Source organism: Pseudonocardia phyllosphaerae, from assembly GCF_046546475.1.
In the GTDB taxonomy this organism is placed as follows: Bacteria; Actinomycetota; Actinomycetes; order Mycobacteriales; family Pseudonocardiaceae; genus Pseudonocardia; species Pseudonocardia phyllosphaerae.
In genome coordinates this window covers 1-23474 of record NZ_JBKGXS010000015.1, presented here as the reverse complement: position 1 = coordinate 23474, position 23474 = coordinate 1, and the positions used below count along the sequence as shown (strand labels likewise).

Sequence of the window (23474 nt, the reverse complement as noted above, 5' to 3'; positions counted from 1 at the left end):
CGATGACGCCCAGTGGCGACGGTCCCCTAACTGGCTCGCCGACACTCGGGACGCCGAGTGACGACATGCGACGGACGTGGCGGCTTCGCTCGTTCCGGTCATTGGCGCTGTCGCGGACGGTATCGCTGTTTGGAGATAGTGCGGCGCCAGTGGCATTGGCCTTTGGCGTCCTCGGGCTGCCCTCTGGCAATGCCACGGACCTCGGCCTCGTCCTACTGTCCAGAACAGTAACGCAGATCGTAGTGGTGCTGTTCGGCGGGGTAATCGCGGATCGATGCGACCGGGCTCGACTGATGATCGGAGCCGACGTCATCGCGGGTGCATCCCAGCTCGTCGCAGCGATCCTCCTGTTGACCGGCTCAGCCTCGGTCAGCGCCCTCTCCGGCATCGCCGCCGTCAATGGAGCTGCTGCGGCGGTTGTGCTGCCTGCATCGTCGGGCTTGCTGCCACAGCTGGTTCCGCCCGACCTCGTGCGGCCAGCCAACATGCTGATGCGGTTAGGGACCAGCGCCGCTGCTGTTGCCGGCGCTTCGCTGTCCGGGGTTGTGGTCGCCGGTGCCGGTCCGGGCTGGGGGCTCGTAGCCGACTCGGTCACATTCCTGGTCTCAGCCGCACTGCTGTGGCGCGTACCCATCGGGGGCGGCTTGGCGCCCGGACGTTCAGGGCTGCTGGCCGATCTGCGCGAGGGGTGGCACGAGTTTGCCGGCCGCCCGTGGGTGTGGCGGGTGGTGGTCCAATTTGCGGTGGTGAATGCCTGCACGGCCAGCGGGATTCAGGTACTCGGGCCTGTAGTAGCCGACGAGCGCCTGGGTGGTCCCGCGGCCTGGTCAGTCGTCCTGGGCGCGCAGTCGGCCGGCGTGTTCTTGGGCACGTTCGCCCTCCTGCGGGTGCACCCACGCCGGCCACTACGGATCGGGGTCCTGGCAACGCTCGGATTTGTGCCGCAGTTCTTCCTGATCGCCGTCGGTGCCCCGCTATGGGCCATCGCGGTATCGACGTTCGTCAGCGGTGTATCCACCGACTTTTTCACCGTGTTCTGGTCGACATCGTTGCAGGTGCACATTCCGACTGCGCTGCTCTCCCGGATCAGCAGCTACGACGCATTGGGATCCTACCTGCTTAAACCTGTCGGTCTAGCGGTCGCAGGGCCGCTGGCCAGCACATTCGGCGTCTCGCAAGTCTTGGTCGTGTTCGGCGCGCTCGCCGCCTCGTTTTCGATCTTCACTCTGGCATCTCGCGATGTGTGGCGTCTGCCCGACACACCGCGGGACGCCGGGAAGGCCGTCCGATGAGTAGCGACCGCCTGCGCACGCTTGGGAAGCGACTGCGTCCGGCAGTAAGCCGTGCCGCGGACGCAGTACTGCGGCTGGACTCGACGGCCGCGGTTTCGCCCCGATTTGACGACGGGCGGATGCAGGGTTATCAGGCGTCCTATTGGTTGACCGTTCCGCTCGCCCTGCGCGATCTGCCAATCAGGGCGGATGACGCGTTCGTCGACCTGGGCTGTGGCAAGGGGCGCGCGTTGTACCTCGCGTCGTGGTACCCGTTCGGCCGAATCGTGGGAGTCGAGAAGGACCCCGCACTGGCCGATGTCGCCCGCCATAACACCACGCGGGGACGAGGGACCCGCCGGCTACGGCGCGTCGAGGTTGTGTGCGGTGACGCACGAAGCGCGGAACTCCCGCCCAGCCTTCGGGTGGCGTTCCTGTTTAACCCCTTCCGGGGCGCTGTGCTCGAGGAAGTGGTACGGCGGGTGCGTGACCACGCGCGTGCCGAAGGCCGCCCGGTTCGCCTGATATACGCCAACCCCACGGAGGCCGCGACGGTCCATGAGCTGGGTTTCCAGCTCGTACACCGATCCCGGCACTGCGACGTATACGACTACGAGGGAGGGGCTGGATGACCGCGCTGCTGCTGAACGGAAAGTACCCCCTGGCGGAGGTCTATCAGTGGATTGCGGGGGCAGAGGAGGAGTTCGTGGTCGCGTGCGGCCCTAGCGTCGACGTCACGGAGGCGTCACGCAACCGGTCGATGAGGGTCGTCCCGGTACCGGAGTACGACCGGGGCGATTGGATCGTGCCGCTATGCGTTGAGCGCGTCGTCGATCGAATCATCGCGATCTCCGAGCGTGACATCTTGCGGGCTGCGGCGGCGCGGGAACTTCTTGGGCTGCCGGGGCAGCCGATCTCCTCCGCCTTGGCGTATCGGGACAAATACGTGATGAAGTCCGTTGCGGCCACGGCGGGAGTGCCCGTTCCACCGATGGCAGCCGTCCGCACCCTGGCCGACGTTGCGGAATTCGCCAATGTCCACGGTTGGCCCGTGGTCGTCAAGCCGCGCGCCTCAGCCGCCTGCCAGGGAATCGTGACCCTCGACAACGAAACTGACCTGTGCCGACTGCCGAGAACGCTCGACCACATTGTGGAGGCTTGGCTGAACATGCCGACGTTCCATGTCGACGGCCTGATGCGCGACGGGGATGTGCTGCACTCGTCGCCGTCCCGTTATGCAATGCCGAACCTGGAGTCGATAGAGCGCCTCCGGCCGTGTGTAAGCGCGATGCTCGACCCGGTAAGTGATGCCCGCGTGCTCGCCCTGCGCACACAGACCGCCCGTGTAGTGCGCGCGCTGCCCGCAACATCGGCGGCGATGGCGTTTCACGCGGAGTTCTTCCTCGACGACAGCGAACCAGTGCTGTGCGAGATCGCGTCGCGCCCCGCAAACCCGACGCTGGCGGACGTTCAGTGGCGCGCCTACGGGTACAGCCTGCATCGCGAGGCAATCCTCGGGCAGGCCGTAGACTCGACGTTCGTCCCACCGAGCGGAGGGCCCACCGGGCTGTTCGGCTGGGCGTTCTTCCCGCGCCGCAACGGTGTTCTCGCCGCGCTGCCGCAAGATGCGCTGCCCGGCGAGGTGTGGCTCGACCTGCGCGCCGAGCTCGGTCGCACCTACACCAAGGCGACCGCCCCGCTAGATCATGTTGCCAAAGCGGTGTTCCGCGTGAATCCATCGAGAACTGAGGCTGGTGCTGAGGCGGTCGTCCGATGGTGGGAAGAGGGGGCTCGGTGGCTGGACGGGACCGACGAGGAGTGGAACTAGCATGATCAACCTGACCGCGAATATCGCAGAGTATCGCTTTCCGTTCCCGTACTTTCGTGGAACGGGTCTGGTAGACCAAGGCGATCTAGAGGCACTCGATTCCTCCGCACCGGCAGCGGAGAGGTTCGAGCACCTGGACCGCTCTGCCGGCGACGTCCGGCGACGCTACAGCTTGTCGGTTCTCCCTCTGTTAGACGAGGCGACCGGTCTGAAGCCGGATCTTGCGACGTTCGCAGAACCGTGGCGACAGTTGGTGACCGAGCTGCTGTCCGAGGAAGTCACAAGGTGGCTGGGAGCTGTGACCGGAGTCAACACGATCGGCCTGCGGAGGAACAGCTCGATTTTTCGGCACCAAGACGGTGATTTCCAAGGCCTTAGCACCGGTAAACTTGATAAGCGCCTGCAATTTTCGCTCCACTTGAACCCTAATTGGCCGGAAGACGGCGACGGCTGCTCAGAGCTGTACGCAGGCTCGGACCAAACTCCTGGACCCCACACACGGCTGCTTCCTATAGGTGGGAGCGCGATCCTCTATACCCCAACACCATCGTCGTGGCACAGGATGGCGCCAGTTGACCCGAACCGGGGGCTCCTGCGTCAGTGGATCACGCTAGCCTTCTTCCGGTAGCCCACGGATGCTGGCTGCCTAACGTCGACTTCCTCGCTGCACAGGCGGGAGCTGGTCGGCTGGGACGGTGCCGGGTCAAGAACAATGGAATGGGATCTAGCCTGGATCGTGACCGGATTCGTCCCGCTTTTCGGGTCAGTCACGATTCCTGTGGTCGAGCAGGCGTGCCGACTGCAGCTGCTTGTCGATGCCTACGACCTCGACGAGGCGGGGCGCCTCCGGCTCGTCAAACTCTTGAAACGTTTTCCAACCTGGTGGAGAGCCTGTCGGTAGGCGTGCGGCGTGGCGCCGCTGAGATGGGTGAAGCTCCTGGTAGACGGGTGAGGTTCCCCCGCTTGCTCGGAGATCGACGATCATGGCCGAAGGGCCGTGAAGGGAGTCTCGGTGGCAGCACCGAAGAAGTACCCCGACGAGCTGCGTGAGCGCGTGGTCCGTCTCTACCGGGAGTCCGACCCCAAGCCGGTGATCCGGCGGCTGGCCGAGTAGCTGGGCGTGCGCCACGAAGCGCTGCGGAACTGGATCCGCCAGGACCAGGCCGGCCACGGCGAACGCCACGACCGCCCGGCTACCACCGATGATGGCGCTAGTCGAAGTTCCTCGGAGCTGCTAGATCATCTTCCTCAGATTGGCAGAGCTTAGCTGGGGCTGCGCGGGGGTGGCTAGCGCCAGTTGGTGGTGCGGCCCCCGATGCCCCAGTAGAAGGGTCCGCTGGTCTGGTGGACTCGGATGTTCCATCCCAAGCGGGCGAGTTCGTGTTCGAGACGGTGAGGGGTGTGAGGGACCTTCACCGCGCGGTGCGCGGTGCCGTCGCGGAGTCGACGCTCGATGGTGGTGGATGCCTCGCCGTTGACGAGTTCCTGTTCGGTGCGGTGGGCGTCGTCGACGAACAACACCTGGCCTCCTGGCCGTAGGCTGCGGTCGACGAGCGCCCAGAACTCTGCGAAGCGTTCCCAGGGCACGTGGGAGAGCCAGAAGCCCATGAAGACGGCGTCGTAGCGTCGGTCGGGTTCCCAAGTGAACAGGTCGGCTAGGACGAACCGCACTCGTCCGAGATCGGCCGCGACTCGTTGCTTGGCCAGGGCCTGCATCTCGGGTGAGGCGTCGACGGCGGTGACGGTGTCGGCGCGACGGAGTAGTTGCGGTGTCCAGGTGCCTGGCCCGGATGCCAGCTCCAGGACATCGCCTGCAGGGCAGAACCTTTCGACCGCGAGGTCGAGTTCGTCGCCGCCGGGTTCATCGATTCGCCCGTCGAGATACTCGGCGGCGACCGCTCGGTAGTAGGCGACCTGCTCGGCCAGCACCTGCTGATCGCCACCACCTGCATCGACATCCATTACCGACCCCTTTCGCTCGACACTGCCCGGACAGCCTGATGGACGATGCCTGCCCTGAGTCACGCCGGCCACCTGCCAGGAAGCGCCTCAGCTGCTGTGGTCAGGCCCGCCGTAACGGGATGACCTGTGGCCCGGGCATCAGCGGTCGAGCTGCTTCTGGGGTGGTGAGCAGAGCGACGACGGTGACTGGCTCACCGCAGTGCGGACAAGCCCGCACTGTCACCGGCGCCGGGTCGATCGATGCCGTCGTCGGCGCTGTTGTCGATGTGGGTGCGGCGGGTGTCGCGTGACGACGGGCGTGGGAGGTCTTGCGGCACCGCGGTGAGCAGAAGGTGTGTTTCGGCTGGGAGGCCATGAAGGTGGTCCAGCAGATCGGACACCGTCGTTCGCCGTGCCAGGCCATGCGGGGATCAGCTGGCATTGCTGCCTCCCCGCAACCCAGCGGCGTTGACCGCCGCTCGGAGGGTGTCCGCGGTCTGTTGATGGGCTCGTAGGCGATAGGAGGGGCCGTCGATGCCGACGACGGTGGCGCGATGCAGGAGCCGGTCGAGCATCGCGGCGGCAACGGTGGCATCACCGAAGGCGTTCGCCCAGTCAGCGATCCCGACGTTGGTCGTCAAGATCGTGGACGACTTGAGGTAGCGCTGGTTGATCACCTGGAACAGCGCCGAGGCCCCATCGCCGGGCAGTGGCAGATAGCCCAGTTCATCGATGACCAACAGCCGAGGCCCAGCGAAGAACCGCATGCAGGTGTTCCACCGCCCCTCCAGCGCCGCCTTGTGACACTTCGCGGCGAGGTCGGCAGCGGTGGTGAAGTAGACCCGCGCGCCGGCCTCGGCTGCCCCGCGGGCCAACGCGACGGCCAACATGGTCTTCCCGACCCCGGGTGGCCCGACGAACAGCACGTTCGCCGCGTCGTCGAGAAACCTCAGCGTGGCCAGATCACGGACCAGCTTCTCGTCGACACCGGGTTGAGCAGCGAAGTCGAAGTCGGTAAGCGCCCATGGCGCGGGAAGACAGGCAAAACGCAACCGCGAGGCGAGACGGCGGGACTCGGTCGCAGTGACCTCCACCTCCAGCAGCCGCTCGAGCGCGGCGGTCAACGACAACCGCTCTGATCGCGCGGCGTCGAGAACGGTGTTCAACGCTTCGGCGGCGTCGTTGAGCTTGAGATAGCCCAGGTGCGCGCGCAGGTTCTGATAGCGGCGGGCCTCACTCATCGTCACTGGTCCCCACCACCGTTGACACTCTGCTCGGTGCCATGGACGGTGGCTCGTGCGGCCGCTGGGACCAGCGCCGCGTAGGTCGACAAGTCGATCACGACGCGCTCGGCCGTGCCCACCGCCAGGTGGCCAGACCCCTCACCACGCAGCCGATCCGCCTCAGCGAGAGCTGCTTCCCCAACCGGCCTGCGGACCTTGCCGCGGCAGCGGGGTGCGTCGGTGAACGCGGCGAGAACCCGGGTCTCCAGCGCGCGGACGTGGCCCTCGTCGCGGATCACCGCCCCGGCGCCGTCAGGGGCGCGCCGGTGCAGCGCGACCGTCGTTCCAGCCGCAGTGACGACCCGAACCTGGTCGGAGCCCAGACGGATCCGGACCACGACCTGGGCGCCGCCCATCCCCGGCGGGACCGAATAGCGGTTGCCGCGCAACGACACCAGCGCCTGAGCCGAGACGGTGCGGACCACGCTGAGCTCGGCAGGGAACGCTGCCGCCGGGACGGGGCGCAGCCGCTCGGCCGCAGCCAGCGCCGCGACCGTGGTCTTCTCCCCACCGCGACGTCGTGTCCGCTGGTCGAGCCGGACGCAGAGCTCGTCGAGGCTGCGTTCGGCCGCGGCGACGCTCGCGTCGTCGGCGACGGTGCGCCACCACCGCTGCGCCGCCGAGTGATTCGCCTTCTCGACCACGCCCTTGCGGTTGCCGTGCCGGGGCGGACACAGATCCACTCGGACCCCGTAGTGCTTCGCGGCCTGGGCGAACGCCGCCGACACCGTCCCCGACGACGGTGAACAGACCGTGGCCATCCGGTCGAAGCGCCAGCCGCGGGTCAGCCCACCGAGCTTGCGGGTCACGCGGTCCAGAGCCTCGATCAAGTGCGGGAAGTCCTCGGACTCGGCCAGCGCCGCCCGCCACCGCCCCGAGTGCGCCAACGACCCGACCAGCAGATGCGCGTGCGCGCCAAGACCCCACGCCGTCGGCGGGTCGGGCAGCTCGACCCAGTCCCACTGGGTCTCCTCACCCGGCGGGTGCGTGATCACCGCCGCGTCCCGGCCCCGCGAGGCCTGACAGGGCTCGCAGTGCGGCCGCAGGCCGTGGGTGCGGATCGCCGCGGTCAACGACGGATACGACCCGGCAAACCCCAGCCCGACCAGCTCGTCGTGCAGCGTCGACGCCCACAGATGTGGGTCCTCGCCCAGCCGCAGCCGGCAGTACTCCAGGAACGGCTCCGCCACGGTCGGCTCGCGGCGAACCCGCCGATCAGGAACCCGCGCGCCAGACAAGTACGCGCGGACGGTCTTGCGGTCATGGCCCAGATGCCGGGCGATCGCCGAGATCGTCCAGCCCTGCTCCCGAAGCGCGTGCGCTTCCACATCAGCCTCCCAGGACAACACCCGGGCCTCCCACCACTCCGCCGGTGATCACTCATCACCAGCAGCTCAGCGGCAAGCCCTGACTCGGTCTCGACGCCACGCCGGGACCCGTGCAACCTGGGGAAGTTGATCTAGCAGGACTGGGGAGATTCAGTTAGCGCCATCACCGAGACCGAGGAACTCCGCCGGCTGCGCAAGGAGAACACCGAACTGCGCCGGGCCAACGAGATCCTCAAGGCGGCGAGCTTAGACTCAACCTGTCTCGTCCCGGGTTTGATGGAGGCCATCAAGCCTGGAGGATGATCGAGCGATGGCCGCCCCGAGGAAGTACCCCGACGAGCTCCGGGAACGAGCGATCCGGCTCGTGCTCGACGCGAAGGTCGACCCGGCCTACGCCGGCACGAACGTGTTCCGCCGGATCGGTGAGCAGTTGGGGATCAACCCGGAGACGCTGCGGGGCTGGGTCAAGCAGGTCGAGATCGACAACGGTACCCGGCCGGGCACGACCACCGACGACGCAGCCCGGATGGCCGAGCTGGAACGTGAGGTCCGAGAACTGCGCCGGGCCAACGCCATTCTGAAGTCCGCTTCGGCTTTCTTTGCGGCGGAGCTCGACCGCCCCAACAGGTGATCCTCGACTACATCGAGGAGCACAAGACTGAATTCGGGGTCGAGCCGATCTGCGCGGTGCTGAAAGAGGCCGGATTGAAGATTGCCCCGAGCACCTATCACGCGTCGAAGACCCGCGAGCCGTCGGCGCGGTCCCTTCGCGATGCGGAGAACCTGGCCGAGATCGAGCGTGTACATCAGGAGAATTTCGGCGTGTACGGCAGTCGTAAGATCTGGGCGCAGCTGCGACGCGAGGCCCGTCCGGGAGCGCGTGGGGTGGCCCGGTGCACGGTGGAGCGGCTGATGCGCGCCGCCGGGCTACGCGGGGTGTCCCGGGTCGTCGCGCCGCGCACGACCGTCCGTGGAAAAGAACCGGACCAGCGCCTGGACCTGGTCGAACGCGACTTCACCGCTACTGCGCCGAACCGGCTGTGGGTCGCCGACATCACTTATGTCCGAACGTATTCGGGGTGGGTGTACGCGGCGTTTGTGATGGACGTGTTCTCCCGACGGGTCGTGGGCTGGCAGCTGTCGAAGAATCTGTACACCGACCTAGCGCTGCATGCATTGGACATGGGAATCTGGACCCGGGAACGCGAGGGTGTGAACCTGTCAGGGCTGACGCATCACTCGGATCGTGGAGTGCAATATGTCGCCGTCCGTTACGGTGAACGTCTCGCCGAGGTCGACGCGGTCGCGTCCGTGGGCTCGGTCGGCGATTCCTACGATAACGCGATGGCGGAGGCGTTCAACTCGCCGTTCAAGGCTGAGTTGGTTCGCAATCGGGGGCCGTGGCGCGGGATCGACGACCTCGAGCTGGCCGTCGCCGAGTACGTCGACTGGTACAACCACCGTCGCCTACACGGCGAGCTGGGTCTGATCCCGCCCGTCGAGCACGAGACCCTGCATGCCGCCACGGAACCGGTCCGGCAGCCTGCCGGAGCGTGAGAACCGAGCCTCTACCAAACCCGGGACTTGACAAGCACCGTCAGAGCCGTGCCCGCACCCATACCTACGGCCGCGCGTCGTCGCAGCTCAGCGCCCAGTCACCGCGACTTTGCCGACTCCTTGGCGTCGGTGCAGGCTTCGAAATAACACCAAACTCGACCAACCGGAATAGAGCAAATTATCCGCACTGCTACTCTAGTCGCACAGCAACCCGCGTAGTCGTAGAGTCGTTAACGAGATATATAAGTACAACTGTCGGCATGGCGTCGTGCTGCACGAATGGATTGAACCGGCTCGCCGTCAGCGCACTCGCCGAGATCGATAATGCGCCGCACCGGCGATACCAGCTCGGAGTACTCAATTCTGAACTCCCTTCGAGTCGCGTTGGGTAGACCTGCAGAGGTCGCCAGCCGATTGTTTTGCCGGAAATGGGGCGACCGTCAGCCAGCGGTCGTGACGACATGTCCATTCCTCCAGACCCGCCGGATTCGGGCGGGGAGATCGGCCGTGGAGAACGCGGGCCCGTCGAGCAGGACGAGATCCGCCCGCAGGCCCGGGGCGACGCGCCCGCGGTCGTGCTCCAGTCGGAGCAGGCGGGCCGCGTCGCTCGTCGCCGCCCGCAGCGCACCCAGGTCGCCGAGACCCGCCCGGGAGAGCAACGGCAGCTCGTCCAGGAGGTTGACGCGCGGCCGGGACGACATGTCCGAGCCGGCAGCAATGTCCACCCCCGCGTCGAGCGCCAGCCGGACGGACCGACGGTGTGCCTCATCCGTGGACGCGTCGCCCTCGGCGTGCACCCCGGCCATCGTCGGCACGTACCAGCAGCCGTTCTCCCGCAGGGCGGTCGCGGCCTCCCCGTCCAGGAACACGCCGTGCTCGACGCTGCGCACGCCGGCCCGGGCGGACGCGACGACGGCGGCGGACGTGTGCGCGTGGGCGAAGGCGTCCCGGCCGCACCGGGCCGCCTCATCGACGAGCGCCGAGAGCTCGTCGTCCGTCGGCCACACGCCGCGGCCCCTGCGCAGCGCGCCGAGCGTGCCCTCGGCGCCGATCTTGATCCAGTCCGCACCGGCGCGGACCATCCGCCGGACCGCGGCCCTGGCCCCGTCGACGCCGTCGAACCGCGGGTTCGGCATCGACGGGTCGCCGAACAGGTCGACCTCGCCGTGCTCCGGGGTCCAGTCGTCGCCCAGCCCACCGGTCGGCGACAGCTGACCGACGCAGATCAGCAGGTCGGGCCCGCTGATCCAGCCCGCTTCCAGCGCGTGGTGGAAGCCGGCGTCCGCGCCCAGGGCGTCGCGCACGGTCGTCGTGCCGCGTTCCAGCATCCCGCGGAGGACGGCGACGGCCTCGAACAGCCGGACGCTCCGGGGGAGCGGCTCCTCCAGCAGGAACGCGACGTGGGCGTGACAGTCGATCAGCCCGGGCACGATGAGGCCGCCCGAGCAGTCGACGCGGTCGTCCCCGCTCAGGCCCGGGCCGACGGCCTTGATCCGGTCGCCCCGCAGGACGACGTCCGCCCGCCGGGCCGTGCCCGTCCCGACGTCCAGCACGTCCGCTCCCGCCAGCAGCACCGTTCGCACGCCCGACCTCCGTTTCCGACGTCAGCGCTCGGCGACGCCCGTGACCTGCGGTTCGCCCGCGAAGTCGCGCATGCGCCGCAACGGCGAGAAGAACACCCACAACCCGGCGGCCCACGTCCCGAGGCACGCGACCAGCAGGGTCGGGCGGATCCCGACGGCCGTGCCGAGGACACCGGCGACCACCCCGCCGACGGGGATGGTGCTCCACACCACCCAGCGGATCGCCGCGTTCATCCGGCCGAGCAGCTCGGGCGGGCACACCGTCTGCCGGTAGGTGACCACGGCGACGTTGAACGAGACGATCGCGAAGTAGCTGAGCCCGAAGCCGATCGGGAACAGCACGACGCTCCAGCCCGGGTGGGCGAGCGCGGCCACGAACTGCGGCATGCCGAACACGAGGATCGACAGCCAGATGATGCGGGCGGAGCCGACCGTGCGGGCGAGCCACCCGGACAGGACGCCCCCGAGGATGCCGCCGAGCGCGCCGGCGGCGAGCAGCAGGCCGGTCACCGCCGGGTCGACCCCGAGCACGCGCACCAGGAACAGGACCTGCATCGCCGTCGCCATCGAGCTGAACAGGTTCGACGTGGCGCTGCACGCGACCACCCGTCGCAGGATCGGGTGCCGGAGCACGAAGCGCATGCCCTCGGCGATCTCCGCCCGCATCCGCGATCGCCGTCCCGCCCGTCCGGGCGGGGGTGACGGCCGGCGCGGCTCGCGGTGCCGGATCCGCGTCAGCGCGACGAGCGACACCAGGTACGACGCCGCGTCGGCGATCATGGCCCCGGCCACGCCGATCATGCCGACGAGCACGCTGCCCAGGCCGGGACCGGTCAGCTCGGCCAGCTCCTGGGTGGTGGTCAGCCTGCCGTTGGCGTCGGCGAGCTGGTCGCGCGCCACGATCGCCGGCACGTAGCTCTGGTAGGCGACGTCGAAGAACACCGTGCATGCACCCGCCGCGAGCGCGACCGCGTAGAGCTGGCCGATCCCCAGGAGCCCCACGTACCACGCCACCGGGACGGATCCGATGATCAGGAGGCGGGCCGCGTCGCAGATGATCATGATCGTTCGCTTCGGGAACCGGTCCACGATCGGTCCGGCCGGCAGCGTGACGACAATGAACGCGACGGTCGCCGCGGCCGTCAGCAACCCGACTTCGAACGGGCTCGCGTCCAGCACGACGACGGCGGTGAGCGGTAGCGCCAGCTTCGTGACGGCCGAGCCGATCTCACTGATCGACTGCCCGGCCCACAGGGACAGGAAATCCCGGTGCCTCCACAGGCTCATGTGGGTACCGCCCGGCCGCGGTCGCGCCACAGCAGGGTCCGCAGCTCCGACGGAACAGTGCCGTCGCCGGTGTTCAGCCACAGGTGGTCCGGGTCCGGAAGAGCCTCGGTCAGCACCACCCCCCGGGCCGTCCGCACGCACGCCGCGAAGTTGGCCACCGACACGACCGACGAGAAGTCCAGGAACATCGGCTTCTGCTCGGTGTCCGGCATGAAGTAGACCCGCCTCGGCAGGCCGAGACCGCGCCGCCAGACCTGGACGTCCAACCAGTCCTGCGCACCGGGCACGCGACCGGTCACGGCCGGGATGTCCGCCACCGCCACCTGCCAGCGGCGGCGCTGGACGACCACGCCGTCGACGACGATCCGCGGAGTGTGCGCGCCCACCGCGAACGACGCCAGGTGCAGGGCGGGGATGCAGCAGTGGATCAGGCCGCCGAGTTCGACGCCGGAGTCCGGGTACTCGGGCATCAGCCACAGGTCCCTGCCATCGTGCGGGTCGTGGAGCCCGATGAAACCGTCGGCCCACCGGCGCACGACGACGCGGTCCATCGGTACCGGCGTCCCGTCCGGGACGGGCAGGCCCCGGTCCAGGCACAGCACGGCGTGGCCGTGGGCGGTCGAGTCGGTCGCCTTCTCGTTGCGGACGATCTCCTGCAGCGTGGGCACGGCCGGCGCGAGCTCGTCGGCGACGATCCGCCACAGCTCGCCGTTGCCGAGCACGTCGTCGTCGTAGAGGGCCCGGACCCAGCACGCCAGCGTCGGCCAGATGTGGTGCAGCTCGCTGAGGACGGGCGGCCCGTCCGCGCCGGATAGCATGACGTCCGCAGCACCGAACACCGGCCAGTCGGCGATGTCGTCGGCGAGCACGCCGGCCTCGGTCAGGTCGGCCCGGCCGAGCTCGATGCACGGCAGGTCCGTGTCCACCAGCCGCTGGAGGCGTTCCCGCCGCGTCGACGGCCCGCCCGCGCGCTGCACGCCCGGCAGAGCCCGCACGTCGGCCGCCGGCAACTCGTCGACCCTCCGCCGGTCGAGCTCTGCGGCCAGCAGCGACTGGCCAGCCGCCCGGTCCTCGACCGCGAACGACGCGACGAGGTCCAGCGCGGTGGACAGCCGATCGGTCAAGCCGCGGGCACCGGCCGCGTCGATCCAGGACTCCGTTACGTTGTCGATCGCCTCCTCGTAGACGACGGCCCGATCCGTCCGCAGGCCGCCGGCGCCGCGCCAGGCCGGTCGGCCGGTCAGCTCGGTGAACCGCCGCGCGATCGACCCAAGCAGCGCCGGCCGCTCCTCCAGGGAGGCGTGGGCGAACCCGCGGACGTCGGACACCAGCTCGGACGTGCGCTCCGTCCCCGCCGTCCCGATCGCCTCGGCCAGCTTCTGGACGTCGTCGCCGGGGTCGTTGGTGAAGTACGGCGCCCACCAGGTGTCGTCGAGCACGCCGCGCCGGACCAGGCCGTCCACCAGCGCGTCCACGTCGTCGACGGCCGTCCCGGTGAGCATCGCGAGCGCGCTGACCGGGGTCTGTCCGTCGATGTGCCGCAGCAGGTCCAGCTCGGCGGGCGAGGCACCCGTCACCGGCGTCGCATACACCCGGAACGGCCGGCGCTCCCGGTGTGCGCCGGGGTCGCGCAGCAGCGAGCGCCCCAGCTCGCACGCCGCCCAGTAGCTCAGCAGCGACCGCCGCCGCGCCGACCGGCCGTCACCGACGGCCGCGTAGTGCACCCGTCCGACGGTCGCGTCCTCAACGGACCTGACGCCGACCGCCGTCCCCGCGGCGGCCAGCCGTGCCGGCTCGCCCCCGACCGACATCAGGTTCAGCGGCCCGATCGACCCGCCGGTCTCGCACTTGGCCGAGAACCGCTGCAGGAACCGGTAGGCCGCCAGCGCGAACTTGCTGCCGCGGAACCGGTCGGCTTCGTCGTTGCGGACGAACGACTCGTACGCCGCCGGGCTGCTCAGCAGCACGGCGTCGCGGAACTCCGCCGACGACGTGTGTGCGAGCAGCAGGTCCACCTCGCGGTCGTACTCGCTCGCCAGCGCCGTCGTCAGCTCGGCGACGACGGACGCGTGCACCGTCGCGAGGTCGGCGTTCACGGCGTTCCACGCCGACACGCACGCGAGGACCCGCTCGCTGGAGTCGACCACGTTGCGGCTGCCACGGACCGTCCGGACGGCCCGGTTGACCACCGTCCGCTCCGGCCCGTCCACCGATCCGCGCATGTCCCACAGCGTCTGCAACGTCGTGGTCCGGGTGCGCTCCCACCGGTCGCGCGCCTCCACGTACCGCTCGGCGAGGCGGTCCGGTCCCTCTGCAGCCAGGGAACCGAGCCACTCCGACGGGAAGCCTGCCGATCGCAGCAGGGCGGTCCGGAAGACGTTCCATCGCGCCGTGTCGTCACCCATGACCCTCTTCCGTCCCCTCCGTCCCACCGCCCGGAGCCAGCACCCGTGCCGCGGCGTCGTCGCCGGGCGGGCTCAGTCCGGACGGTCCGACCCGCCCAGCACGCGCCGCAGCCCGGCCTCGTACTCTTCCGCCTCCTCCCGCGTGCGGCCGACGACTACGTACTCGACGGTGCCGGTCGCCACCGTGTTGTCCTGGGCGATGATCACACCCGCACCCCGTCCACGATCGAGATGCAGCGACGCCGCGTCGAGACCCCGCACCAGGTCGTCGAACCCGGGGGAGGGCACCGCGTTGCTGGTGAGCAGGATCCTCTCGTCGAGGTAGCCGGGTCCGAGGATCCGCGTGCACAACGCGTCGATGTGGGTGGCGCCGCCGACCCGCCCGTTGAACTCGTTGAAGATCATCTCGCCGTCCTCGGTGACGATCGCGTCGCAGTCGAGGTTGCCGACGTAGCCGAACGAGCGGGAGAGCTCGGCGAGCTGCCGGGCGCCCGTGCACAGCAACTCGGTGTGCTCGGAGCCGAGGGTCCGCGGCGGGATCTCGAAGCCGGACCACAGCGGCGTCATCCGCGACTCGCCGTAGTTGCTCAGGCGCACGGGCCCGTCGCGCGGCACCTCCATCTCGACGTAGAACGACGAGCAGCGGGGGTGGAACACCTCGACGACGTACGCCGCCGGGCCGTACCCGACCGGCGCGGCCGTGGGGTCGGCGAGGTGCCGGCCGGACAGGGCCCGCTCGACGTCCTCCCGTCCCGGCCCGTCGACCGTCAGCACCGACCGCGCACCGGGCGCGACGGCACCGACCCGGCCCGGCCGGGCGATGACGACGTTGCCGTCCCCACCCGAGTTCATGTCCTGCTTGACGATGACGACGCCGGTCGTCGCGAGCAGCTCGGTGACGGTGTCGACGAGCTCGGCCCCGCCGGCCACGACCCGGCCGTCGGCGATCGGGAACCCGGCCGCGCGGGCGACCGCCCGGAAGATCGACTTCGTGTTCAGCATCTCGGCGACGTTGTCGGCGAACGCCGCCGACGCCGCGTCGGCCGTCCCGAGCGCGCGCTCCCAGGCCACAACGTGCCGGTCCCGGATATAGCAGGTGACGTGCCAGTCCCGGTCCCGGCCGAGGCGGTCCACGGCGTCCGCCACGTCGGCGACCAGCTTCGGGTTCGCGCCCGGGTACCAGCTCGACGACTCGTACCCGGTCAGGCTCAGCATCGTGAGCTGCTCCGGGGCGAAGCCGAGGAGATCGCACATGTAGGATAGGAAGCGGTGGTTCACCGGCCCCGGGACGACGCCGACGTCGCCGGGCCCCAGGGTCCACAGCAGACGGTCCGCCATGGCGTCGTAGTACGGGACCACGTCGTCCGGGATGTCCTCCGGACGGGCGGCCATGGCGTGGCTGAACGGATTGGCCAGCAGCACCCGAGGCATGTCCGCTCCACTCGTCTCAGGGACGGTCGACGCTCGACGGCCAGGACCTCGGCTCGTCGACCCGGGAGATCATCGGGATGTCCCGGATGTCGTCGTGACCCACCACCCACATGAGATAGCGCTCCACGCCCATCCCGAAGCCGGCGGTGCGTCGCGGGAAGCGGTCCTTCATGCGCACGTACCAGTCGTAGTCGTGCTCCGGCACGGCGTGCATCTCCAGCGCCCGCCGCACCTCGTCCCCGGTCCGGTGGCGCTCGCCCGATCCGACCACCTCGCCCATACCGAAGAACAGGTCCGCGCACCGCGCGACACCGGTCTGGTCGCCGTCGAACGCCTGGTAGAAGGGCACCGACAGGTGGTCGAGGTGGGTGAGCCACACGAACTCGTCCACGATCTCCATGAGGCGCCGCTCGCCGCGGCGGGTCAGCGACCGCCACCGGTCGGTCCCGGTGAAGCAGTCGGGCGAGCCGGACAGCAGTCGTTCCGCCTCGTCCAGCGTCACCCGCGGGAACGGGCCCGACCCGTTCGCCATGCGCTCGACGTGCGAGACGTCCTCGACCGCCTCCGCCAGCTCGCCGCCGTACTCGTCGAGGATACTCCGGCCGAGGTGGCGCAGGTACCGCTCCACGTATCCGATGACCTCGTCCAGGCCGCCCGGGATCTCGGCCTCGCTGTGCGTGAACTGGGTCAGGTGCGACCCGTCCGGGATCTCGTTGCGGAACGACGGCAGGATCGTGTAGCAGCCGTTGTCGGCCAACCGGCACCCGTACTCGAGCGGGAACTGCGCGGAGTCCGAGAGGTAGGTGTTGACCCCGCTGACGGTCACCGCGACCGGCTCCGCGTCGCTACCCAGGCCGTTCGGGCAGGTGACGGTACGGGTCGTCAGGGGAAGGTGCACCGCCCGCAGGCCCTCGCCGCGGGCGAAGTCGGCGGTCGCCCGGGTGACGATGTCCCCGAGGTCCACCATCAGCCGGCACCAGGGCGAGTCGAGTCCGGCCAGGAACGCCGAGGGCGTGTTCCCCCAGGTGCCGGGCGGGGTGACGCGACCGGTCGCCGCGCTGGTTGCAGGAGTTACCACTGGTCGCAGCTCCGTTCATGAGGACAGTGCCTTCGTGCCGTAGAGCGTGTTCGTGCCGTCGTAGCGCTGCTTCAACCGGGCGAGCCGCTCCCCGCGCTCCGGCCCGAAGAGCGCTATCGCGCCGACCGGGTCCTGGACGTAGTTGGAGTACGGGCTCCCGACGTGCCACGCGCCGAGCTGCTCGACGGTGTGCCGTGCCCACGCGGCGTTCGGCGCGTCCTCGGACGGGGCCGTCCAGTGCGCGGACGCCGTGCAGATGTAGGGCGCGTCCCGGTGCGGGAACGCGGATCGCGTGGACGGGGTGGCGATCGCCCCCCTCAGGAACTCGAAGTCGATGGACGACAGCGGTGAGGGGCTGTCCCGCGCGGCCTCGGCGAGCGTGACCGCGGCCGCGGCCGGGAGGTCGGTGAGGTAGCAGGACTTCGTGAAGTAGCGGTGGCCCGGCGGCTCCGTCCCGTCCCCCGCCCGCTGCAGGTCGAGGAACGGGCGAAGCTGCTCCACCGAGCTGTCCGGCCCGGACATGTCGGCGAGCCGGCCGGTCGCGCGGCGACCGTCGTCCGGGTCCCCGGTCCACAGCGCGGTGACGACCAGCTCCGGGCGCCCGTCGGCCCCGGCCGGCTTCACCGCCGCGACGGTGTGCAGGTCGTCCGGCTGGGACACGGCGGCGTCCCGGTAGAACCCGATCGCCTCGACGATCCGCCCGGCGGAGTACGTCGACCGGCAGACGAGGACGTCGGTCACCGGCCGCAGTGCGAGCCGGAACCGGGTCACGACACCGAGGTTGCCGCCACCACCACCGCGCAGCGCCCACATCAGGTCGGGATTGGACTCGTCGTCCACGTCGCGGACGCTGCCGTCGGTGAGGACGATCTCGACCCCCACGACGTGGTCGCAGGTCAGGCCCCACCTGCGGGCCAGCCACCCGTACCCGCCACCGAGGGCGAGACCGCCGAGCCCGGTGTCCGCCACGACACCGCTCGGGCAGGCCAGCCCGTGCGGTGCCGTCGCCTCGTCGAGGTCACGCAGCAGGCAGCCCCCGTCCGCGACGGCGACGCGCTGCTCCGGCGCGACCGTCACCCCGCGCATCGGCGACAGATCGATCAGGGCGGCGTCGTCGGCCAGGGCCAGCCCGGCGACGTTGTGCCCCCCACCGCGCACGGTGGCGCGCAGCCCGCGCTCGCGGACGTACCGCACGATCGCCGCGACGTCGGCGGTGCCGGTGCAGCGCGCGATAATCGACGGCCGGCGGTCAATCATGCCGTTCCAGACCTGCCGGGCCTCGTCGTAGCCGTCGTCGCCTGGGAACAGGAGCGTGCCCGCGAAGCCGTCCACCCGCGCCACTACCGCGTCTCCGTGCCGTGGTCGGTGCCGTCGGTGCCGTCGACGTACCGGACGTCGATTGTGCCGTGCTCGTTCAAGGTCGCCGAGTCCGGCAGGCGGTAACCGGGGTTCCAGCACAGGCGGTCCGCGAGCCGGTACGCCGTCCGGAACGTGACGATCCCGTCGTGCTCGGAGAGGATGCTGCCGTCGTAGAGCGTCACCTTCCCGATGTCGGTCATGACGGTGAACATCGGCTTCCCGAGGCCGCTCAGCCGGCCCGACGAGCTCAGCTGCTGGGCGAGGTCCAGGCCGCGGCGCACGGACGTCCGGAAGTCGTCGGTCCCGACCATCGGCACGGCGTGGAACAGGTAGTGCGGGTCGACGCCCAGCTCCCGCAGCCGGTCGTACAGGTCGACGAGGGTGTCGAGGTCGTCATTGACGTTCTTCAACAGAACGTTCTGGCTGTAGACGCGGACACCGCAGGCGGTGAGCCGGTCCAGGACCCCGACGGTCTCGTCCTGCAGCTCGAACGGGTGGTTCACCTGGAGCGCGATCTCGAACCGGAACCGCCGCGCGTGCTCGCGGAACAGGTCGTCGAGCTGCTCGTCGACGCCCGGCGGGTTCTGGACGGGGAGCCGCGTGCCGATCCGAACCGAACGAATGTTCGGCGCCGCCGTCGCGATCCGGGAGAGCAGGTCCGCCAGCTTCGCAGGCGCGATCAGGGGGTCCCCACCGGTGACGAGCACCTCGGACAGCTCGGGGTCACCGCCGAGGTAGTCCGCGATCGCGTCCATCTCCTGCCTGCTGAGGGTGTGCGGCTCGTAGAGGCCGCGGATGCAGAACACGCACTCGCTCGCGCAGGCCGTGACGAGGTCGACGACGGCGACCCTGCGGTACAGGCGTTCGACGCCCGGCGGGAGGTCGCCCAACGCGTGGTAGTGCCTGTCGCTCCGGGCGACCCCGGGCGTCGTCGTCGGCATCCGGAAGTACTGGTTCCAGATGCCGCGGAAGGCCGACGAGTCCCGGCCGTGACGTCGTTGCGCGCGGTCGAGAAGCTCCCGCGTGTACCGGTGGACCCGGGGCTCCTGGGTGTTCGTGATGACGGTGAGCAGGCCAGCCATGATGGGCTCCTCGTGGAGTTGCCTTGCGGGCCGGGACGTGAGCCTCCGCCCTCACGTCCAGAACATGACGCGGTGGTCGTCGTCCGAGAGCCCCACGAACCGTCCCGCGGTGATGCGCTCGCCGACGACCGGTTCGACGCCGTGCAGGAACGACGCGTTCAGGAAGTAGCTGTCGCCGGGCTCGAGCACGATGGTGGTGTGGGGGATGTCCTCGACGAACTCCGCCGGGTAGGGGTAGCCGGTGTCGTGGAGGCCGAGCGAACGCCGCGTCGTCGGGGACGGCCGGAGGTCCCACACGCGGACCGCGCCGCCGGAGCCGTCGCTCCGGACGCAGATGTTGAACGACATAGTGTTCTGGCCGGTCGTCTGAATCTCGAACTCGTCCGCCCGGGCGGCCTCGACCTGGGAGATGTCCTCGTGCGGCTGGAGCGACATCTCGCCGTTGCGGAGCCAGGCACGGATCGTGCAGTAGTTCGAGTACGTGCTCTTGAAGCGGGCCGGGCCGAAGTGGAGCCCGCGAGCCAGGAAACCGGTGCGCAGCTCGTCATCGAGCATGAAGCGGGAGGTCTCGTCCGCGGACAGCCCGTCGAACAGCGAGAGCATCGATACCTGCAGACGGGCGGTGTTGAGGGCGTACTCCTGGCCGGACTTCTTGAACTGGGTCGCCCCGACCTGGTCGGCCTTGATGATGTCGTCGAGGGCCCGCTGCGTGCCCTCGACGGAGATGATCGTCCGGAAATTCGCGTGCACGGTCTCGCACACGGCGGCCGGGACGGCTCCGCGCACCACGTAGGCGATGGCGCCGTCGTGATGGCCATCGCGCAGGAGGTTCTCCACGATGCCGATGTCGAAATCGTCGGCCGCCGACTCCACGTATCCGAATCGGGATCCCAGGTGCATTCCGTGGACATCGGTAACTGTGTGCACGATATTTTCCTCCGCCTCCCGTCGTCGGGCATTGTTCGCCACGGGCTCTGCGGGTGGGTGCCGATCGTGTCATCGGTCGAAACCATCGTCATCCAGACCCTAATGCTCCGGTTCAGGCACGGTCAAGGGGCTCTTCCGGTTTTAGAGTGCGAGGGCTCCGCAGTGCAGGAGTGACCGGATCCGGTAGTTGAGCAGGTTGCGGAAGCCCAGGGCGTTGCGGCGCAGTGCCTCGAGGCGGCCGTTGACCGTCGTAAGGCGCCGAACGCAAGGGGTGGTCTCGCGAACGGTGCGCTGGCGGCGTGGCTGCCAGGTGTTCGTGCGGGCACGGCGAGATCCGGTGTCGGGTGAGCTCGCGTGGGCTGGTCGTCCCTGCATAGCTGGAAGCGGGTTGGTCCCGGCAACGCGTAATCGGGCTTGGTGACCAGGGCGGGCGAGCGGCTCATGATCAACGGCGAGATCCCGGGTGGGTCTGCCAGGCTTCGGTTGGAGCTTGCTCACCCTGGCGGCCTCGGCCCTGCGCGGGGCCGGGGTCGCGGTCTGTGTGCCGCGCTGGTGGCAGGTCAGGCAGCCATCGTGCTCCCGCTGGCGGCCGGCGCCGGGGTGGTGGGCTGACGGCGTCCGGCGGCGATGTCGGCGTCGAACGGAACGCGGCGGGTGACGATGGCGTGCAGCCAGCGCAGCAGGGTCGCCGCGCAGGCGGCGCGGGCCTGCCCGTCGCTGAGCCGGTTGCGCTCCCGGCCGGTCAGGTGGGCGTGGCGCGCGGCCAGCACCGGATTGCCGTGTTGGGCGCCCCAGACCGCGCACCAGGCGGCGGCGCGTAGCTCGGGACGTCCGCGCTTAGAGAGCCGAGAGCGCCCGCGGTGTTCGCCGCTGGATTTCTCGCGGGGGCAGAGCCCGGAGTGTTTGACCAGCGCCCTCGCGCTGGTGAACCGGGCAGGGTCACCGGTCTCGGCCAGCACCGCGGCCGCCCCGATCACCGAGACGCCGGGGATGGAATCGAGCAGGTCGGTGAGCTCGAGCGCGTCGAGGACGGCGAGCATGCGGGTCTCAACCTCGTTGCGGCGGACCCGGGTCTGGCTCCAGTCGTCGATGACGAACTCGGCGCGTTCCAGCGCGCCGTGGCGATGCGAGACGACCCCGACGATGTCGTCGAGGGCGTGGAACAGGCCGGTGATGATGCGCTGGCAGATGCGGGTGGCGCCCCAGGCCGGTAGCTCGCGGCGGACCGCGGCGGTGAACCGGGTCAACCCCATCCGCCGGGCCGGGGCGAGGTCACCGCCGTGGGCCTTGCGCAGCGCCACCGCGAGCGCGGCGCACCACGACGCGGATTCCAGCGGCTTGGCCGCGGCCTCCAGCGCAGCCGGCCACACACATTCCAGCAGATCACGCAGCTGCAGCGCCGATGCAGTGGATTCGGTGCACAGACGGCGGCGGCGAGCGCCGAGCTGACGCAGCCGCGACCAGGTCTCGTCGCTGTGCTCGGGCTCGTAGCAGTGCAGCTCGGTGGTGAGCCGGGCGATGAGCATGGCGTCTTTCGGGTCGGACTTGTCGAAGGTCAAGTCCTCGCGCTCGCGGGCCCGGCACACCTGCAGGCCCTGTACGCACACCATGGACACGCCTCGTTCGGCGGCCAGTTGCTGCAGAACTTGCCAGCGGTGCCCGGTGGCCTCGCAAGCCACCGTGATCGACTCATAGCCGGCCGCCTGAGCTTGTTCGGTCGCCCAGTCCAGCAGCGGTCCCAGCTGCCAGGCCCGGCAGAGCATACGTTTCCGGGCCAGAACCCGAGAGTCGTGATCGGTCAGCGCAGCGGCCTGCTTCTTGTCAGCCAGGTCGATCCCGAGCACCGCATTGGTGATCGGCACCAATGTCCGGAGCCGCTCGAGTCGACGATTGCGGTTGCGGTCGCCGCGGGTCAGGCCAGTAGTTTTGGACACGGGACGCCCTCCTCGTGCGTGAGATTCCAAGCCCGTTCACTGCATCAGGAGGGCGTCCCCCAGCCCGCCTGACGCGCCGTTCCTCAGGTACTGGACTCCTTACTATGGCTTCGCCGTCGCGGTGACCTGCCGGGTTCTGGGCGTGTCCCGCTCGGGCTACTACGACTGGGCCACCCGCCCGCCCTCAGCGCGAGCGGTCGCCGACGCCGCGCTGAGCGCCACGATCGTCGAGATCCACACCGGAGCCCGGCGCAGCTACGGGGCGCCTCGGGTGCACAGCGAGCTGCGGATGGCTCGAGACATCCGCTGTGGACGCAAGCGGGTCGCCCGGCTGATGCGCACAGCGGGGATCACGGGCATCTGTCACCGGCGTACACGCTCCGGTCAGCGCCCCGCGCCGGCCCCGCACGACGACCTCGTGCGCCGTCGTTTCGTCGCTGACGCCCCGGACCGGCTCTGGGCCACCGACATCACCGAACACCCCACCGCCACCGGCGGGAAGGTGTACTGCTGCGCGGTCATCGATGCCTACTCCCGCATGATCGTGGGCTGGTCGATCGCCGAGCACATGCGCAGCGAGCTGGTCGTCGACGCCCTGCAGATGGCGACCTGGCGGCGCCGACCCGCACCCGGCGCGATCGTGCACGCCGACCGCGGAGCCCAGTACACCTCGTGGATCTTCGGGCACCGCCTGCGCGAGGCCGGGCTGCTCGGCTCGATGGGCCGGGTCGCCTCCAGCGTGGACAACACCATGATCGAGTCGTTCTGGTCGACCATGCAGCGCGAACTGCTCGACACCCGCGACTGGGACACCCCCGAACAACTCGGATCGGCGATCTTCGAGTGGATCGAAACCTGGTACAACCCACGCCGACGCCACACCAGCATCGGACACCAGTCCCCGGCCGACTACGAACGACTCCACAGACCCGCCGCTGCCGCGGCATGATCCCCACACCGTCCGTGTCCGGGAATCCGGGTCAGGCTCCCTCAACCCATTTCAAGATCGTTGATCGCGTGCCGGGCCGTCACCAACGTGCCCGGACAGCACACCTAGGGCGTGTCTCCCAATTCGCGTAGCCAGGTGACGATCGCCTTCAGCACCACTCCGCCACGGAAGGTCAGCGCGAGCTTGTCGTATCGGGTGGCGAGCCCGCGCCACTGTTTGACGTGGCAGAAC

18 protein-coding genes and 1 other annotated feature are annotated in these 23474 nt (G+C 69.5%); of the genes, 6 read left to right on the top strand and 12 right to left on the bottom strand.

Translation table 11 applies throughout. From position 1 onward, the window contains the following. Positions 1 to 2 precede the first annotated feature (2 nt). Genes ACLE50_RS22070 through ACLE50_RS22055 form a run of 4 tightly spaced genes read left to right on the top strand, consistent with a single transcriptional unit; the run spans position 3 to position 3727 of the window. Positions 3 to 1292 carry an MFS transporter gene (locus ACLE50_RS22070; protein ID WP_410945575.1) on the top strand — a complete coding sequence of 430 codons (1290 nt, stop codon included), beginning with the start codon at positions 3 to 5 and terminating at the stop codon, positions 1290 to 1292. Continuing rightward, a complete protein-coding gene (locus ACLE50_RS22065; RefSeq protein WP_410945536.1) occupies positions 1289 to 1903 on the top strand; it encodes a class I SAM-dependent methyltransferase in 615 nt (204 codons plus the stop codon). Before ACLE50_RS22070 ends, ACLE50_RS22065 begins: the two co-directional genes overlap by 4 nt. After that, on the top strand, positions 1900 to 3099 hold the full coding sequence (locus ACLE50_RS22060; protein ID WP_410945535.1) for an ATP-grasp domain-containing protein: 1200 nt from the start codon (positions 1900 to 1902) through the stop codon (positions 3097 to 3099). Before ACLE50_RS22065 ends, ACLE50_RS22060 begins: the two co-directional genes overlap by 4 nt. A gap of 1 nt (position 3100) precedes the next feature. After that, the gene (locus tag ACLE50_RS22055) at positions 3101 to 3727 is read left to right on the top strand and encodes a hypothetical protein (protein WP_410945534.1); all 627 of its coding nucleotides are present in this window, start codon (positions 3101 to 3103) and stop codon (positions 3725 to 3727) included. 659 nt (positions 3728 to 4386) lie between these two features. On the opposite strand, the gene ACLE50_RS22050 is transcribed toward ACLE50_RS22055, so the two are convergent. The 3 genes from ACLE50_RS22050 to istA form a co-directional block, all read right to left on the bottom strand. Beyond that, on the bottom strand, positions 4387 to 5061 hold the full coding sequence (locus tag ACLE50_RS22050; protein WP_410945533.1) for a class I SAM-dependent methyltransferase: 675 nt from the start codon (positions 5059 to 5061) through the stop codon (positions 4387 to 4389). A gap of 410 nt (positions 5062 to 5471) precedes the next feature. Then, entirely contained in the window at positions 5472 to 6281 is an 810-nt protein-coding gene (gene istB / locus ACLE50_RS22045) for an IS21-like element helper ATPase IstB (RefSeq protein ID WP_410945532.1), read from the bottom strand. Positions 6282 to 6283: 2 nt separating this feature from the next. Continuing rightward, positions 6284 to 7651 carry an IS21 family transposase gene (gene istA, locus ACLE50_RS22040; RefSeq protein WP_410945531.1) on the bottom strand — a complete coding sequence of 456 codons (1368 nt, stop codon included), beginning with the start codon at positions 7649 to 7651 and terminating at the stop codon, positions 6284 to 6286. 310 nt (positions 7652 to 7961) lie between these two features. On the opposite strand from istA, the gene ACLE50_RS22035 reads away from it, so the two are divergent. Next, positions 7962 to 9208, top strand: a protein-coding gene (locus ACLE50_RS22035; RefSeq protein ID WP_410945530.1) for an IS3 family transposase whose coding sequence is annotated in 2 segments (ribosomal slippage) — positions 7962 to 8253 and positions 8253 to 9208 — 1248 coding nt in all. Because the reading frame shifts where the segments join, the coding sequence is not laid out codon by codon here. Then, positions 8243 to 8371: a sequence feature (AL1L pseudoknot), on the top strand. It overlaps the preceding gene by 129 nt. Before the next feature lie 440 nt (positions 9209 to 9648). Here the strand turns inward: ACLE50_RS22035 and ACLE50_RS22030 are convergent. The 9 genes from ACLE50_RS22030 to ACLE50_RS21990 form a co-directional block, all read right to left on the bottom strand. Further along, a complete protein-coding gene (locus tag ACLE50_RS22030) occupies positions 9649 to 10791 on the bottom strand; it encodes an amidohydrolase family protein (RefSeq protein ID WP_410945529.1) in 1143 nt (380 codons plus the stop codon). A gap of 21 nt (positions 10792 to 10812) precedes the next feature. Beyond that, the gene (locus ACLE50_RS22025; protein ID WP_410945528.1) at positions 10813 to 12078 is read right to left on the bottom strand and encodes an MFS transporter; all 1266 of its coding nucleotides are present in this window, start codon (positions 12076 to 12078) and stop codon (positions 10813 to 10815) included. Continuing rightward, the gene (locus ACLE50_RS22020) at positions 12075 to 14483 is read right to left on the bottom strand and encodes a hypothetical protein (RefSeq protein ID WP_410945527.1); all 2409 of its coding nucleotides are present in this window, start codon (positions 14481 to 14483) and stop codon (positions 12075 to 12077) included. The genes ACLE50_RS22025 and ACLE50_RS22020 overlap by 4 nt, the downstream gene beginning before the upstream one ends. A 72-nt stretch (positions 14484 to 14555) precedes the next feature. Next, the gene (locus tag ACLE50_RS22015; protein ID WP_410945526.1) at positions 14556 to 15914 is read right to left on the bottom strand and encodes a preATP grasp domain-containing protein; all 1359 of its coding nucleotides are present in this window, start codon (positions 15912 to 15914) and stop codon (positions 14556 to 14558) included. A 16-nt stretch (positions 15915 to 15930) separates the two neighbouring features. Then, entirely contained in the window at positions 15931 to 16992 is a 1062-nt protein-coding gene (locus ACLE50_RS22010; RefSeq protein ID WP_410945525.1) for an amino acid--tRNA ligase-related protein, read from the bottom strand. Between the two features lie 15 nt (positions 16993 to 17007). Continuing rightward, a complete protein-coding gene (locus ACLE50_RS22005; RefSeq protein WP_410945524.1) occupies positions 17008 to 18333 on the bottom strand; it encodes an FAD-binding oxidoreductase in 1326 nt (441 codons plus the stop codon). Next, complete coding sequence (locus tag ACLE50_RS22000) at positions 18333 to 19433, bottom strand: hypothetical protein (RefSeq protein ID WP_410945523.1); 1101 nt, start codon at positions 19431 to 19433, stop codon at positions 18333 to 18335. Before ACLE50_RS22000 ends, ACLE50_RS22005 begins: the two co-directional genes overlap by 1 nt. Positions 19434 to 19484: 51 nt before the next feature. Then, positions 19485 to 20306, bottom strand: coding sequence for a 2OG-Fe(II)-dependent halogenase WelO5 family protein (locus tag ACLE50_RS21995; RefSeq protein ID WP_410945522.1), 822 nt, complete (start codon positions 20304 to 20306; stop codon positions 19485 to 19487). Between the two features lie 614 nt (positions 20307 to 20920). Then, entirely contained in the window at positions 20921 to 22294 is a 1374-nt protein-coding gene (locus tag ACLE50_RS21990) for an IS110 family RNA-guided transposase (protein ID WP_410945521.1), read from the bottom strand. Between the two features lie 121 nt (positions 22295 to 22415). Between ACLE50_RS21990 and ACLE50_RS21985 the strand changes: the two genes are divergently transcribed. Next, positions 22416 to 23243, top strand: coding sequence for an IS3 family transposase (locus tag ACLE50_RS21985; RefSeq protein ID WP_410945520.1), 828 nt, complete (start codon positions 22416 to 22418; stop codon positions 23241 to 23243). The last annotated feature ends 231 nt before the right edge of the window (positions 23244 to 23474 follow it).